The organism is Desulfobulbus oligotrophicus, assembly GCF_016446285.1.
Classification (GTDB): Bacteria; Desulfobacterota; Desulfobulbia; order Desulfobulbales; family Desulfobulbaceae; genus Desulfobulbus; species Desulfobulbus oligotrophicus.
This window is the reverse complement of sequence record NZ_CP054140.1, coordinates 1,694,358-1,707,442: the sequence shown is the minus strand read 5'-3', so window position 1 is coordinate 1,707,442 and position 13,085 is coordinate 1,694,358. Positions and strand designations below refer to the sequence as shown.

The window sequence follows — 13,085 nt, the reverse complement described above, 5'->3', positions numbered from 1 at the left end:
AAATAATGGCGAAAGAGTATCTGAAAACTGCAATCAGGTCGAACAGATCTCTCGTTGAGCTATCATGCGTGCCATCTGATCTGCTTCCAGAATACTTTGCAATTCCAGTTCATCGGCATTGAGGATCTCTCCCATGGCAGTTTCCACGATGGCTGTAATCCGGGTAAAACCGATCTTTCCGGCAAGGAAAGCTTCAACAGCAACCTCGTTGGCGGCATTCAGAACCGCCGGCATTGTCCCCCCCATGGTCAGGGCGGCATACGCCATCCGCAGGGCTGGAAAACGCTCCAGATCCGGCGGTTCAAAAGCAAGACAACCACACTGTGTCAGGCTGAGCCGGTTGAGTCCGAGATCAAGCCGTTCCGGGTAAGAGAGGGCATAGGCAATGGGAATACGCATATCCGGTATGCCAAGCTGGGCGACCACCGAGCCGTCCTTGTACTCAACCAGCGAATGGACTATCGACTGAGGATGTACCACAACTTCGATCAGAGCGGGATCGATATCGAAAAGCCAACGGGCTTCAATAACCTCAAGACCTTTGTTCATCAGGGTGGCCGAATCAATGGAAATCTTTCTGCCCATAGACCAGTTGGGATGTGCTAAAGCCTGATCCGGACCAACATCGGTCAAGGCCTCAGTCTCCCATGTCCGGAAAGGTCCGCCAGAGGCAGTGAGAATGATCCGGGCCACATCCTCGCGACGTCCTGCCTCAAGTGCCTGAAAAATGGCGCTGTGTTCTGAATCGATCGGTAAAAGCCGAACACCGTGGGTATGAACCGCATCCATGATCAGACGACCGGCCATGACCAGAGTCTCTTTGTTGGCCAAGCCGATATCCTTTCCGGCATGAATGGCGGCAAGCGCCGGCAAAAGACCGGTTGCCCCCACCACCGCCGAGACCACCATTTCCACTGCAGGCAAGGTAGCGAGATGGCAGTTTCCTTCGGTACCGACCATTATTCGATGACGGTAGCTGCCTGGAAGCAGTTCGGCCAGCGCCGGAACCAGATCCGGGTTGCCTATGGCAACCCACTCCGGTGAAAATTCAATCACCTGCTCAGCAAGCAACCGGATGTTCTGCCCTGCAGAAAGAGCAACAATCTTGAAACGGTCAGGGAATTGCCGAACCACCGCTAATACATTTTGACCTATTGATCCGGTGGAACCGAGCAACGACAGGGCTTTCATGAAAGAATGCCGAAGTGGAGCAGATAATACAGCACAGGACTTGCAAGTAACAGACTGTCGAGTCGATCAAGGATGCCGCCATGGCCGAAAAGAATGGTACCCGAATCTTTGACTCCGACCGATCGTTTGATCATCGATTCTGTCAGATCACCAGCAATACCGATTGCTATAAGCCCCATCGCCACGACAGCCAGGATGAAGGGGTTCACGTTTTTAGAGAACAACAGGCTGATAACCTCAGCCGCAATCACCCCTGCAAACATCCCACCAACAACACCGGCCACGGTTTTTTTGGGGCTGATTATGGGGAAGAGTTTACGCCGGCCAAAGGCTCGGCCTGCATAGTAGGCACCTGTGTCTGAACCGGCAACAATACCGACGAGCATGGTCAACCAGAATGCACCGTCCGGTAAGTGGCGAATCAGCACGATATGAGCAAGACAAAGGGCAACATAGAGTATAGCAAGACCACAGGCTGTCATATAGTCAAGAGTATCATTCACCCTTCCAAACCGGTGCAGAGCAAGGGCGACAACAGCCAGCAGGCTGGCCATGACCCCCGCCAGCACAACATCACCTCTTCCATAAAAGGTTGCAAATACCGGCAATTGACAGCAGCTGACGGATAGATAGAGTGGCATGCCGGTTAACTTCGGCAGAACCATCCGAAAAAACTCGATGAGCGCTACAACAGTACCTGCAATGGCAACTCCCCAAAAAAATTCGGCAGTCCCCCAAAAAAGGAGTAAAAGCCAACCCGCCACCATGAAGGCACCAGGGATGACACGGTTCATTTTTCTTTACTCCCCTGCGACTTGCGCACCGGTTCGGCCATATCGGCGCTGCCTGTGATGGAAGACCTGCAGAGCCTGTAAAAACTCCTTGCGTTTAAAATCAGGCCAGCGGGTATCGGTAAAGTACAGTTCAGTATAGGAGGCTTGCCAGAGCAGAAAATTCGACAGGCGATGTTCACCTCCTGTTCGTATGAGAAGATCAGGATCAGGAAGTCCTGCGGTGAACAGATGGTCGTTGATGGTGCTTTCCGATACCGTGTGCCGGTCCAGCAGACCTTCCTGACACTTTTGAACGATGCTCTGAACCGCATGTACCAGTTCGTTACGCCCCCCGTAACTCAAGGCAAGATTGAGGATCATGCCCTGGCAGACGCTGGTTTCGGTAATAGTCTGCTGCAGGATATGACCGACATCGTCCGGCAGTTGCTCCTGTTCGCCCAGACAGCGCAACTGGATATCATTCTGCAGCATGGTCCTGAGTTCCGCCTGCAGATAATTCCTCAGCAAAGCCATCAACCCCTTGACTTCGTTATGAGGGCGATTCCAGTTTTCTGTAGAAAAGGCATACAGGGTGAGAACGGATATCCCAATCTCTCGCGCGGTTTCTACGATCTCACGGACAGAGTCAACACCGGCTTTGTGACCAAACAGTCGTGGTCGATGACGTTCTTCCGCCCAACGTCCGTTACCATCCATAATAATGGCAACATGGCGGGGGATAGATATGGGCAAGTCGGTTGCCACCATGCACACGAGGAGAATGAAGTATTAACCAACCGCGAGAACTTCTTTTTCTTTCCCCGCGACAATCTCATCGATCTGCGATATAAATGTATCGGTCTGTTTTTGCGCTTCTTCCTGCAGCCGAAACACCTCGTCTTCAGAAAGGTCCTTGTCTTTTTTCATTTTTTTCAAGGTATCAATGGCATCACGGCGCACGTTGCGGACAGCAATTTTATACTCTTCACCGACTTTCTTCACCTGTTTGACCAGCTCTTTACGACGTTCACCGGTGAGGGCAGGAATAATCAGACGAACAACATTGCCATCACTTTGCGGCGTCAGGCCTAAGTCTGAGGCAAGAATCGCCTTTTCAATACCCGGCAGCAGTTGTGGATCCCAAGGTTTAATGACAATCATATTATTTTCCGGGATGGTCATGGATCCGACCTGATCCATGGCCATCTGCGAGCCGTAGGCGTTCACTTTAATGCCGTCGAGCAACGAAAGTGACGCTCGCCCCGTTCGAATTTTAACAAGTTCACGCTTCAAGGCATCGACACTTGCCGACATCTTCTCTTGCAGTTGCGGTATAATCACGTTTGACATGGTACCTCATGGCAGTTTACGCTGGATTTAATAAAGTATGCAAAGCCGTCCTGTTCTGTATTTTACGGCCGCAATGAACTGTCAGTTGGTAATGAGTGTGCCGACATCTTCTCCGATGACGGCTCTGACAATATTTCCCGGTTCGGTCATATTGAAAACAAAAATCGGTAAATCATTATCACGGGCAAGGGAAATGCCTGCAGCATCCATAATCCGAAGATCGTCTCGAAGTACGGTGGAAAAGGTGAGGGTGTGATAGCGTATCGCTCCGGGATCTTTTTCAGGATCACGATCATACACTCCGTCGACCCGTGTGGCTTTCATGATCACATCGGCTTTAATCTCAAGTGCCCGAAGGACTGCAGCTGTATCTGTTGTAAAATAAGGGTTGCCGGTTCCGGCGGCGAAAATCACGATACGCTTACGTTCAAGATGTTCTATTGCTTTAAGCCGTTCATACGGCTCACAGACGTTCAACATAGTAATTGCCGACATAACTTTAGCAGGGATGCCAAGACTTTCCAGGCCGTCCTGAACGGCTAAAGAGTTCATGACTGTGCCAAGCATTCCCATGTTATCTGCTGAGCTTCGATCCATTCCACTCGCAGCTCCGGCAACTCCACGAAAGATGTTCCCCGCTCCCACCACCAGGCCAAGCTCGATTTTAAGATTGTACAGTGCCTGTATTTCCTGAGATAAAAACCTGATTACTTCAGGGCTGATACCATAGGAGCCCTCTCCCATCAACGCCTCACCGCTGATCTTAAGGAGTACCCGCTTAAATTTCATTTTGTCGCCCCCGGCAACCGAATCTCAACCCGTCAGAAGAATGAAAAAATTTGCACATCGGATTATAACTGCGCACAAACATCAACCAATATGGAAACGGGCAAATTTTCTGATCGAGATATTTTCTCCCATCTTGGCAACCAGTTCATTCAGTAAATCCTGAATAGACAGATCGGGATCTTTAATATATTTTTGTTCGAGTAAACAGATTTCAGCAAGGTACTTCTCGACTTTCCCGGCAACAATTTTCTCTACAATCTGTTGAGGCTTGCCGGATTCAAGCGCCTGATTGGTATAAATATCAGTCTCACGTTGCAAAAGGTCCTCAGGAACCCCCTCACGACTCACGGCAATAGGATTTGCCGCGGCAATGTGCATGGCAACATTTTTTGCAAATGCTCTGAAATCATCTGTTTTCGCTACAAAATCTGTCTCGCAGGCAACTTCAACCATGACCCCGAGCTTGCCACCGGCATGGATATACGCCTCTACCACACCTTCTTTAGTTTCGCGGCCGGCACGTTTTGCGGCAACTGCCAGTCCTTTTTGCCGTAACAGATCAACAGCTTTCTCCAGATCACCTGCAGTTTCCGTTAAAGCCTTCTTACAATCCATCATGCCGGCATTTGTCTTATCGCGCAGCTCTTTTACCATCTGGCTTGTTATCTTCACGTTCCCTCTCCTTTGTACAACACGTCGATTAAATATATACATTCACCTAAGGATGAATGAACCGACGAAAATCACCATCCTTCCGTCGGCTCATCAGACACAATACAAAGACAATATGTTGGCAGGGGATCTTACTCCTCGTCCATTTCTGCTGCCAACTCTTCTCCCGGTCCAGCGGCCATCGCCTCCTCAAGCTCATCAACACTGGCCTCTGTCTCCTCGCCGCGTCGAGCTTTGCCCTCGTTCACCGCCTCGGCCATCATTGTAGTCATCAGCTTGATTGCCCTGATCGCATCATCATTGCCAGGAATAACAAAATTAATCCCATCGGGATCACAGTTTGTATCGGTCAGAGCAATCACAGGAATTCCCAATTTATTGGCTTCGTCAATTGCAATTTGTTCCTTTTTGGGATCAATAACAAAAAGTGCACTCGGCAGACTGCGCATATTCTTTATTCCACCGATGTTTCGATCAAGCTTGACCCGCTCCTTTTCCATCTGCAGAATTTCCTTTTTCGGGAACAAATTAATGGACCCATCTTCCTGCATTGATTCAATTTTTTTCAGTCGTTCCACAGAGTGCTTAATGGTCTGGAAATTTGTCAACATCCCGCCAAGCCAGCGGTGGTTGATATAATGCATGCCACAACGGTCGGCCTCTTCTTTAATAATTGCCTGCCCCTGTCTCTTGGTGCAGACAAAAAGAACCGACCCACCATTTTCTACAATATCCACCATTGAACTGTATGCTTTCCTGAACAGTTTCATAGTGATATCCAGATTAATAATATATATGCCGTTGCGGGGGCCATAGATATAGGGTTTCATTTTAGGGTTCCAGCGTCTGGTCTGGTGACCAAAATGAAGGCCCGCCTCAAGCATCTTCCGCATTGTGATTGCTGCCATTGTTTATCTCCTCTGATTTGGTTTTGTCCTCCACCCCACACTCATATCCTCACTTCAAGGACACCAAAGAGTACCATCGGGGTGTGTGTCGTTCAGGTGCATTTTTATGCACGTTTTATATTAAACCTTTTTTAATATCATGTTGGCTTATGAATTTCAAGTAAAGTCCCTGTGCTATTTTCTGCTTAATCTGGTTTGACCACCCAGGATAGTTTCCAGCCAGTCAAAACCGAACAACAGTAACGCCCCGTCATCGTTTTGAATACGTCGCCGTTCATTTTTGGATAGTTTAAAAGCATTGAGCAGTCGATGCTGTTCAGTATATCCTCGAAAGCCATCAATATTATAACACACCATAAAGGCCAACTGCTGGTATGGACCGGCATGTCCCTCACCGGCCCAGGGATTTGTGGCAAAAAACGCGTCCAGTTCTGCCCAGCGATCATTGTATGCATTGCACTCGTGGAGCATCTGCTCACGCTCCCACTGCTCAACTGTATACGTACGCGACTCCTGATGCCCTTTACAGTATGGATGGTGGGTTAAAAAATAATGTGCCCGAAGTTTTTGAGTGCCGGGGAGCCGTTCAACACCTCTTTCCAAAGGATAGGTACGGCAAGCGGAAGGACGGCTACGATACACACGGCATCCGTTCACTGCAAGAAAAGGACAGGCACGTGACGTATCTTCAGTCATCTTTAATTGTATTCCCGGGAAATAAGAATGACTTCCTGCACACACGATGACGTGTTTTTGAAGAAAATCCTCAGAATGAATGCCCAGAGAATTTTTTAACAGGATCACATCAAAAGGATAAAGGAGCAAATCAACGTTATAGCAGCAAACAAGAAAACAACTGACTTGTGGATGACAATGAAAGTGAAAAGGTCTTTCGTCGAGCTGTGTACGATCAGAGGGCAGGCATGGGTGGTCGGCCATATCAATACCAATCTGCAGTTTTTTTGATACGATTCTGTTCATTGGACTCTATTTTTGAATCAAGGCTGCTTGGCAAGCAGGTAAAACTGTTTATTTCAATCACACAAAGCACAATCATAGCAAAGACTCCCAGATAAGCCAAAAGGCTTTGAAAGCTTCAACAACCGGCCAGAGCAGTACGGAACAATGAAAACCAAATTTCTATCTGGGCAAATGCACTGGACTGTCGTCGAAAAGAGCTTTTAAAAAATGCAAACAGCGAGAGGATAAGCTGCATCAGATCGTACCAAGGCAGTACTGAGAAAAACAGCAGAATACAAGGCGGTAAAAACACAAAAAAAGAGCTGGTATGCGTGGCACACCAGCTCTTTTCCATACAAACAAATCCGGCTGTCGATTGTTTCAGGAGACGGCAACCTTTGCTTCGTCTTTATACTCAACCAATTCAAGGATAACCATGGGGGCAGCATCTCCTAAGCGGTTACCTGTCCGAATTATGCGCGTGTATCCGCCATTCCTGTCCGCGTACAAAGTTCCTAATTGATCAAACAGTTTTGCAACAACTTCTTTCGAACGTATATACGCCATTGCCTGCCTGCGAGCATGCAGATCCCCGCGTTTGCCCAGGGTTATCATCTGATCTGCTATACGTCGCGCCTCCTTGGCCTTTGCTACTGTTGTCACAATACGCTCTTCATCAAGCAACGATGTCACCATATTCCTTAACATGGCTTCACGATGTGAAGTGGTGCGTCCCAGCCGTCGGCCAGCTTTTCTGTGTCTCATGATCTATTTTATCCTCTTAGGAAAATTGTCCCGTCAATACAAGTCTGTTCGTTACTCTTCGACGATCTCCTCTCGCTTCTCAGGCGGAGTCCAATCGTCAAACTTCATGCCCAAAGTCAGATTATGCTCTGCAAGCAACGTTTTTATCTCATTGAGAGATTTACGACCAAAGTTTTTGGTCTTCAGCATTTCGGCATCTGTTTTTGCTACCAATTGCCCAATGTACTGAATCTGGGCATTTTTCAAACAATTTGCTGAACGGACTGAAAGCTCAAGATCTTCCACATTTTTATCGAGAAACGGCGGATAAGATTTTTCATCTTTTCCCTTTTCCAGGTCGACCGGGGCTTTAACATCCTCTTCATTAAAATTAATAAAGATGGTCATCTGTTCTTTCAGTATTTTAGCTGCATATGCCAAAGCGTCTTGCGGCTGAACACTGCCATCGGTCTCGATTTCCATTGTTAAACGATCATAGTCGGTCTGCTGTCCGACACGTGCCTGACTTACATCATATTGGACACGTACAATAGGTGAAAAAGCGGAATCTATAGGTATTACACCTATGGGCTGCCCTTCTTGCTTATTCATCTCAGCAGCTACATACCCCTTACCCCATTGCACTTCAAGCTCCGCTCGAAAAGTGGTATCCCCGGTTACTGTACAGATTTTTTGTGCGGGATTTAACACCTCAACATATCCGCTGCCTGCAATATCCCCGGCTACAACCGGGCCTGGGCCCACCTTTTCAATGGAGACAATACGCGCTTCAGGGCCAAGCAACTGTAAGCGTATCTGCTTTAGGTTGAGAATGATTTCAGAGACATCCTCATGGACCCCATCAATCGTGGTAAACTCGTGCATCGCATTGTCAAGACGTACCGAAGTGATGGCTGCTCCACGTATGGAAGAGAGCATTATCCGACGCAGTGAGTTACCAATCGTGACAGCAAAACCTCTCTCAAGCGGCTGGCAGACAAATTTCCCAAAACAGGAGGTAAGTGATTTTTCATCGACCTCGATTTTCTCGGGGGCGATGAGCATGTGCCAGTTATTATAAAAAGGATTATCATCCCGCATGTGTTGTTCCATGAACATACCTAACGATAGAAGTTACTTGGAACACAACTCTACTATGAGTCGTTCCTGAATTGGCATCGTTATTTCATCACGGTTAGGCATTGCTTTAACAGAACATTGAAACTTTGCTTGATCTAATTCTAACCAGGTCGGCACCCCTCTGCGAGCAGCACCTTCAAGGTTATCGATGATAAGCGGGTGTTTTTGCCTGCTTTCCTTCAGAGCGATGACATCTCCGGGTTTAACAAGAAACGAAGGGACATCAACCTTTTGAGCATTAACATTAAAGAGGTTATGTCGAACCATCTGCCGCGCTTGTGCCCGTGAACTGGCAAATCCAGCCCGGTAAACAGCATTGTCCAGCCTTCTCTCCAACAGGACGAGTAAATTCTCCCCTGATACCCCTTTGGCTCTATCGGCATTCTTGAAAAAACGAAGAAATTGCGCTTCCAGCATCCCGTATGTTTGCTTGACTTTCTGCTTTTCGCGCAACTGCATGGCATAGTCTGACACCTTACGAAATCGATTTTGCCCATGCTGCCCCGGACCAAAGGATCGACGCTCAAAAGAGCATTTGTCGGAATAACACCGATCACCCTTCAAGAACATCTTCAAATTTTCGCGCCGGCACAACCTGCACGAAGCTCCAGTATATTTAGCCAATTTTGACCCCCAATGCTTACTTATGTCGTCTATCAGGAATAATAGAAAAAGACCGCAGCCCCTGACAGTTAAACTCTCCTTCTTTTTGGAGGCTTACAGCCGTTGTGCGGAAGAGGTGTAACGTCAATGATACGGGTAACATCCAGATCAACTGTGGTAAGCGCTCTCAAAGCGGACTCCCGTCCGGGGCCTGGACCCTTGACATAGACCTCGACCTTACGCAGTCCATGTTCCTTTGCCTTGGCAACAGCGTCATTCAGAGCATTCTGTGCTGCGAAAGGAGTCGACTTTCGGGATCCCTTGAACCCAAGAACACCGGCGCTCGCCCACGAGAGGGTATTCCCCTGCCGATCAGACACTGTTATGACGGTATTATTAAAGGTGGAATAGATAAACACGATCCCCTCAGGGACATTTTTCTTTTCTTTCTTCTTTGTTTTAACGCTCGCCTTGCCAGCTTTTGCCATAATGCTACCTCGTCGGCCTTATCAGGTTAACCGACATTTATATTATTTTTTACGGATCGCAGCGCCCCTGCGAGGACCTTTTCGTGTACGTGCATTTGTCTTGGTTCTCTGCCCATTAACCGGCAAACCTCTTCGGTGTCGTCTCCCCCGATAACACCCTAGATCCATCAGGCGTTTTATATCCATCGACACTTCACGTCGCCTATCGCCCTCAACCAAGTATTCGTTCTCAATTACAATACGTACCCGGTTGATATCATCGGCACTTAAATCATCACTGTTCATTTGATATGGCAGATCGGCCTTGTCAAGAATCTGACGGGCCGATGTCAGACCTATACCATAGATGTATGTCAAGGCCCGATCCATGTGCTTATTTCTTGGTAAGTCTACCCCAGCTATACGTGCCAAGTCCGTACTCCTTTTTAAGTAACTTAACTTTAATCCTTAAGCCGTAACTTCAGCCTTGGCGTTGTTTGTGTTTCTTGTTAACACAAGACACTCGTACAACTCCTTTTCTTTTATATATTTTGCAGCCACTGCATATTTTTCTAACAGAAGATCGCACTTTCATCTCACGCCTCAAACAAACTCTATTTACTTTTTCCCTTTCCGCCCTTTGCTCGGAAAGTAACCCTACCTCTCGTTAAATCATAAGGGGAAAGTTCTACCGTCACCCTGTCTCCGGGAAGAATTTTAATATAGTGCATCCGCATCTTTCCCGAAATATGTGCCAAAACTCTATGTCCGTTATCTAGTTCAACCTGGAACATAGCGTTTGGCAAGGGCTCTATGATGGTACCTTCGACTTCTATGGCTTCTTCTTTGGCCATAAGCTACATCACTCCTAATGAGTCACAAAAAAAGTCATTATAAATAATTACTTTTTTTGTTTCAAGTATTTTAGCATATATGCTGTCAACTAATCATGTTTGCTCTGATCAAGCTCACTTAGTATCCTTGGGCCTTCCGTTGTGATGGTGATACTGTGTTCAAAATGGGCTGACCATTTATTATCTTGTGTAACCACCGTCCACTGATCTTTTAGTATTTTAACTCCAGCCGCCCCCATATTGACCATAGGTTCGATTGCCAGGACCATACCTGCGGCAAGTCTCGGCGAAGCATGCCGTTGGACGTAATTAGGGATCTCGGGTGGCTCATGAAGGTTGCTGCCAATTCCATGTCCCACAAATTGGCGAACCACAGAAAACCCGGCCTGCTCTGCAACCTGCTGGACTGCTCTTGATATATCAGAAACTCTATTCCCCACAACTGCCTGTTCAATCCCTTTGTACAGAGCAATTTTTGTGGTTTCAATCAACGTGGATGTCATAGTATTGATCTGGCCAACTGGAACAGTAATCGCCGAATCACCATAGAAGCCTTGATAGAGTACACCGAAATCAAGGGAGACTATATCACCTTCTCTTAATACCTTGCGCTTGGATGGTATTCCATGCACAACTTCCTCATTGACTGAAGCACAAAGACTTGCGGGAAATCCCCTGTACCCTTTGAAAGCTGGAATGCCATCATGATCATGACAGAATTCCTCCGCTAGTTTATCGAGCTGAAAAGTGGTAATACCTGGTTGAATTGTCTGTTCCAGCAGATGTAGTACACCGGCGACAATCTGGTTTGCATGAAAAAGCAGCTCAATCTCTTCTGCTGTTTTTAAAGTAATACTGTTGCTTGATTCTGATCCAACCACAATAAACTAACGTCTCCCTTTGATCCGCCCTGATTTCATAAAGCCATCATAGTTTCTCATTACCACGTGTGATTCAATTTGAGCGATGGTATCAATGGAGACCCCAACAACGATAAGTAAGGCCGTTCCTCCAAAGTAAAAAGGAACATTCAACTTCTCGATGAGCAGGGTTGGCATTATGCACACAGTACCAAGATATACTGCGCCGACAACCGTAATCCGGACTAAAACTTTGTCGAGGAATTCAGCTGTTTTTTTCCCGGGTCGGATTCCAGGTATAAACCCGCCATTTTTTTTAAGATTTTCAGCAACGTCATCTGGCTTAAAGGTAACGGCCGTATAGAAAAAACAAAAGAAAACAATCAGAGTCAGAAAGAGTATGTAGTAAAAAATTGTGCCCGGAGAAAGGATAGCAGACACCTGCTGCACCCAATCAATCTTAATAAAAGAGCCGATAGTCGCTGGAAACATCATGATTGAGGAGGCGAAAATCGGTGGTATAACACCTGACACATTAATTTTCATCGGCAGATGAGAACTTTGTCCACCGTATACCCTCCTGCCGACAACTCTTTTTGCGTACTGAATAGGTATACGTCGTTGAGAAGTTTCTATGAAAATGATAAGTCCCACGACCATGGCCATCATGGTGATGATGACTGGCAAAAAGAGCAGAGACAGTTCTCCTGACCGCATAAGCTCGACAGTGTGAGCAACCGCTGCAGGCATCCGGGCAACGATACCGGCAAAAATTATCATCGATATCCCGTTACCAATGCCCCGTTCGGTCATCTGTTCACCAAGCCACATAATGAAAGCGGTCCCTGACGTCAGGGTTAAAACCGTTAACAGTTTGAATTGAAGACTTGGATCAATGACAATCGGTACACCATTGGGACTCGTCATGCCTTCGAGTCCACTGGCAATAAAAAATCCCTGTACAACAGAGAGAAGAACTGTACCGTAACGAGTATATTTGGTGATGGTTCTACGACCAGACTCTCCTTCTTTGGAGAGGGCTTCCAGATGAGGGACAACAACAGTCAGCAACTGAATTATAATCGATGCTGAAATGTATGGCATGATGCCGAGGGCAAAAATGGAAAAATTTTCCAGTGCCCCACCTGAAAACATGTTGAACATGCCAAAAAGGGTACTCGCATTTTGCTCAAAAAATGCTGCAAGGGCTTCCCCATTTATTCCAGGGGTAGGTATTTGCACCCCCATTCGGTATACGAACAGCATCAAGAGGGTAAATATTACCCTCTTGCGCAGTTCAGGTATACTCGCGGCTCTGGCAATTCCACTCATCGATTATTCCTTTATAACCCCGCCAGCTGCAATTATTTTCTCTTTTGCCCCATGGCTGATTTTTTCTAGTTCTATTGTCAGTGCTTTGGTTATCTCACCATTCGCCAATACTTTAACGGGCCCATTTTTATCAAGAATTCCAGCTGCAACGAGCGCCTCAGTATTAACAACGCTGCCAGCTTCAAAGGTGTTAAGCTGATCGAGCGAGACAAGGGTGTACGTTTTCTTAAAGAGGTTAGTAAAGCCACGCTTGGGCAGCCGCCGGTACAAGGGCATCTGACCGCCTTCAAACCCAGGATGGATCTTGTATCCTGAGCGTGAACGAGCACCTTTATGACCTCGTCCCGATGTCTTTCCCAAACCACTCCCAGGCCCCCTGCCGACACGTTTCTTGGGACGACGGGACCCTTCAGCCGGAACAAGATTGTTCAACGTTAACATG

Annotated in this window: 18 protein-coding genes; all 18 read right to left on the bottom strand. The window is 47.1% G+C overall.

Annotated features, from left to right (window positions below):
• Positions 1 to 33 precede the first annotated feature (33 nt).
• The 18 genes from HP555_RS07740 to rplO all read right to left on the bottom strand — a co-directional run bounded on the left by HP555_RS07740 (position 34) and on the right by rplO (position 13,084).
• Entirely contained in the window at positions 34 to 1,191 is a 1,158-nt protein-coding gene (locus HP555_RS07740) for a 1-deoxy-D-xylulose-5-phosphate reductoisomerase (protein ID WP_199261217.1), read from the bottom strand.
• Positions 1,188 to 1,985 (bottom strand): phosphatidate cytidylyltransferase, encoded by a 798-nt coding sequence (locus HP555_RS07735; protein ID WP_199261215.1) that lies wholly within the window; start codon positions 1,983 to 1,985, stop codon positions 1,188 to 1,190. The genes HP555_RS07740 and HP555_RS07735 overlap by 4 nt, the downstream gene beginning before the upstream one ends.
• A gap of 6 nt (positions 1,986 to 1,991) precedes the next feature.
• Positions 1,992 to 2,717 (bottom strand): isoprenyl transferase, encoded by a 726-nt coding sequence (locus HP555_RS07730; protein ID WP_233249107.1) that lies wholly within the window; start codon positions 2,715 to 2,717, stop codon positions 1,992 to 1,994.
• Positions 2,718 to 2,753: 36 nt separating this feature from the next.
• Positions 2,754 to 3,314 carry a ribosome recycling factor gene (frr, locus tag HP555_RS07725; RefSeq protein WP_199261211.1) on the bottom strand — a complete coding sequence of 187 codons (561 nt, stop codon included), beginning with the start codon at positions 3,312 to 3,314 and terminating at the stop codon, positions 2,754 to 2,756.
• An 81-nt stretch (positions 3,315 to 3,395) separates the two neighbouring features.
• A complete protein-coding gene (gene pyrH, locus HP555_RS07720; protein WP_199261209.1) occupies positions 3,396 to 4,103 on the bottom strand; it encodes a UMP kinase in 708 nt (235 codons plus the stop codon).
• 81 nt (positions 4,104 to 4,184) lie between these two features.
• Positions 4,185 to 4,775, bottom strand: coding sequence for a translation elongation factor Ts (tsf, locus tag HP555_RS07715; RefSeq protein WP_199261207.1), 591 nt, complete (start codon positions 4,773 to 4,775; stop codon positions 4,185 to 4,187).
• A 131-nt stretch (positions 4,776 to 4,906) separates the two neighbouring features.
• Entirely contained in the window at positions 4,907 to 5,683 is a 777-nt protein-coding gene (gene rpsB, locus HP555_RS07710) for a 30S ribosomal protein S2 (protein ID WP_199261205.1), read from the bottom strand.
• Positions 5,684 to 5,857: 174 nt separating this feature from the next.
• Complete coding sequence (locus HP555_RS07705) at positions 5,858 to 6,622, bottom strand: YkgJ family cysteine cluster protein (RefSeq protein ID WP_233249298.1); 765 nt, start codon at positions 6,620 to 6,622, stop codon at positions 5,858 to 5,860.
• Between the two features lie 402 nt (positions 6,623 to 7,024).
• Positions 7,025 to 7,408, bottom strand: coding sequence for a 50S ribosomal protein L17 (gene rplQ, locus HP555_RS07700; protein ID WP_199261203.1), 384 nt, complete (start codon positions 7,406 to 7,408; stop codon positions 7,025 to 7,027).
• A gap of 51 nt (positions 7,409 to 7,459) precedes the next feature.
• Positions 7,460 to 8,500: a DNA-directed RNA polymerase subunit alpha gene (locus HP555_RS07695; protein ID WP_199261201.1), complete on the bottom strand. Its 1,041-nt coding sequence runs from the start codon at positions 8,498 to 8,500 to the stop codon at positions 7,460 to 7,462.
• A 21-nt stretch (positions 8,501 to 8,521) separates the two neighbouring features.
• Positions 8,522 to 9,151, bottom strand: coding sequence for a 30S ribosomal protein S4 (gene rpsD, locus HP555_RS07690; RefSeq protein WP_199261199.1), 630 nt, complete (start codon positions 9,149 to 9,151; stop codon positions 8,522 to 8,524).
• A 68-nt stretch (positions 9,152 to 9,219) separates the two neighbouring features.
• A complete protein-coding gene (gene rpsK, locus HP555_RS07685) occupies positions 9,220 to 9,618 on the bottom strand; it encodes a 30S ribosomal protein S11 (RefSeq protein ID WP_199261191.1) in 399 nt (132 codons plus the stop codon).
• A gap of 42 nt (positions 9,619 to 9,660) precedes the next feature.
• Positions 9,661 to 10,029, bottom strand: a complete 369-nt coding sequence (gene rpsM / locus HP555_RS07680; protein WP_199261189.1) for a 30S ribosomal protein S13 — start codon at positions 10,027 to 10,029, stop codon at positions 9,661 to 9,663.
• A 49-nt stretch (positions 10,030 to 10,078) separates the two neighbouring features.
• Complete coding sequence (gene rpmJ / locus HP555_RS07675) at positions 10,079 to 10,192, bottom strand: 50S ribosomal protein L36 (protein WP_199261187.1); 114 nt, start codon at positions 10,190 to 10,192, stop codon at positions 10,079 to 10,081.
• Between the two features lie 19 nt (positions 10,193 to 10,211).
• Positions 10,212 to 10,451, bottom strand: coding sequence for a translation initiation factor IF-1 (gene infA, locus HP555_RS07670; RefSeq protein ID WP_199261185.1), 240 nt, complete (start codon positions 10,449 to 10,451; stop codon positions 10,212 to 10,214).
• 89 nt (positions 10,452 to 10,540) lie between these two features.
• Positions 10,541 to 11,332 (bottom strand): type I methionyl aminopeptidase, encoded by a 792-nt coding sequence (gene map, locus HP555_RS07665; protein ID WP_199261183.1) that lies wholly within the window; start codon positions 11,330 to 11,332, stop codon positions 10,541 to 10,543.
• Positions 11,333 to 11,338: 6 nt separating this feature from the next.
• A complete protein-coding gene (gene secY / locus HP555_RS07660; RefSeq protein ID WP_199261181.1) occupies positions 11,339 to 12,643 on the bottom strand; it encodes a preprotein translocase subunit SecY in 1,305 nt (434 codons plus the stop codon).
• A 3-nt stretch (positions 12,644 to 12,646) separates the two neighbouring features.
• The gene (gene rplO / locus HP555_RS07655; protein WP_199261179.1) at positions 12,647 to 13,084 is read right to left on the bottom strand and encodes a 50S ribosomal protein L15; all 438 of its coding nucleotides are present in this window, start codon (positions 13,082 to 13,084) and stop codon (positions 12,647 to 12,649) included.
• Position 13,085 lies beyond the last annotated feature (1 nt).

Coding starts and splice junctions, on each gene's coding strand:
- HP555_RS07740 (WP_199261217.1), bottom strand. CDS start 1,191: ATGAAAGCCCTGTCGTTGCTCGGTTCCACCGGATCAATAGGTCAAAAT.
- HP555_RS07735 (WP_199261215.1), bottom strand. CDS start 1,985: ATGAACCGTGTCATCCCTGGTGCCTTCATGGTGGCGGGTTGGCTTTTA.
- frr (WP_199261211.1), bottom strand. CDS start 3,314: ATGTCAAACGTGATTATACCGCAACTGCAAGAGAAGATGTCGGCAAGT.
- pyrH (WP_199261209.1), bottom strand. CDS start 4,103: ATGAAATTTAAGCGGGTACTCCTTAAGATCAGCGGTGAGGCGTTGATG.
- rpsB (WP_199261205.1), bottom strand. CDS start 5,683: ATGGCAGCAATCACAATGCGGAAGATGCTTGAGGCGGGCCTTCATTTT.
- HP555_RS07705 (WP_233249298.1), bottom strand. CDS start 6,622: ATGGCCGACCACCCATGCCTGCCCTCTGATCGTACACAGCTCGACGAA.
- rplQ (WP_199261203.1), bottom strand. CDS start 7,408: ATGAGACACAGAAAAGCTGGCCGACGGCTGGGACGCACCACTTCACAT.
- HP555_RS07695 (WP_199261201.1), bottom strand. CDS start 8,500: ATGGAACAACACATGCGGGATGATAATCCTTTTTATAATAACTGGCAC.
- rpsK (WP_199261191.1), bottom strand. CDS start 9,618: ATGGCAAAAGCTGGCAAGGCGAGCGTTAAAACAAAGAAGAAAGAAAAG.
- rpmJ (WP_199261187.1), bottom strand. CDS start 10,192: ATGAAAGTGCGATCTTCTGTTAGAAAAATATGCAGTGGCTGCAAAATA.
- infA (WP_199261185.1), bottom strand. CDS start 10,451: ATGGCCAAAGAAGAAGCCATAGAAGTCGAAGGTACCATCATAGAGCCC.
- secY (WP_199261181.1), bottom strand. CDS start 12,643: ATGAGTGGAATTGCCAGAGCCGCGAGTATACCTGAACTGCGCAAGAGG.
- rplO (WP_199261179.1), bottom strand. CDS start 13,084: ATGTTAACGTTGAACAATCTTGTTCCGGCTGAAGGGTCCCGTCGTCCC.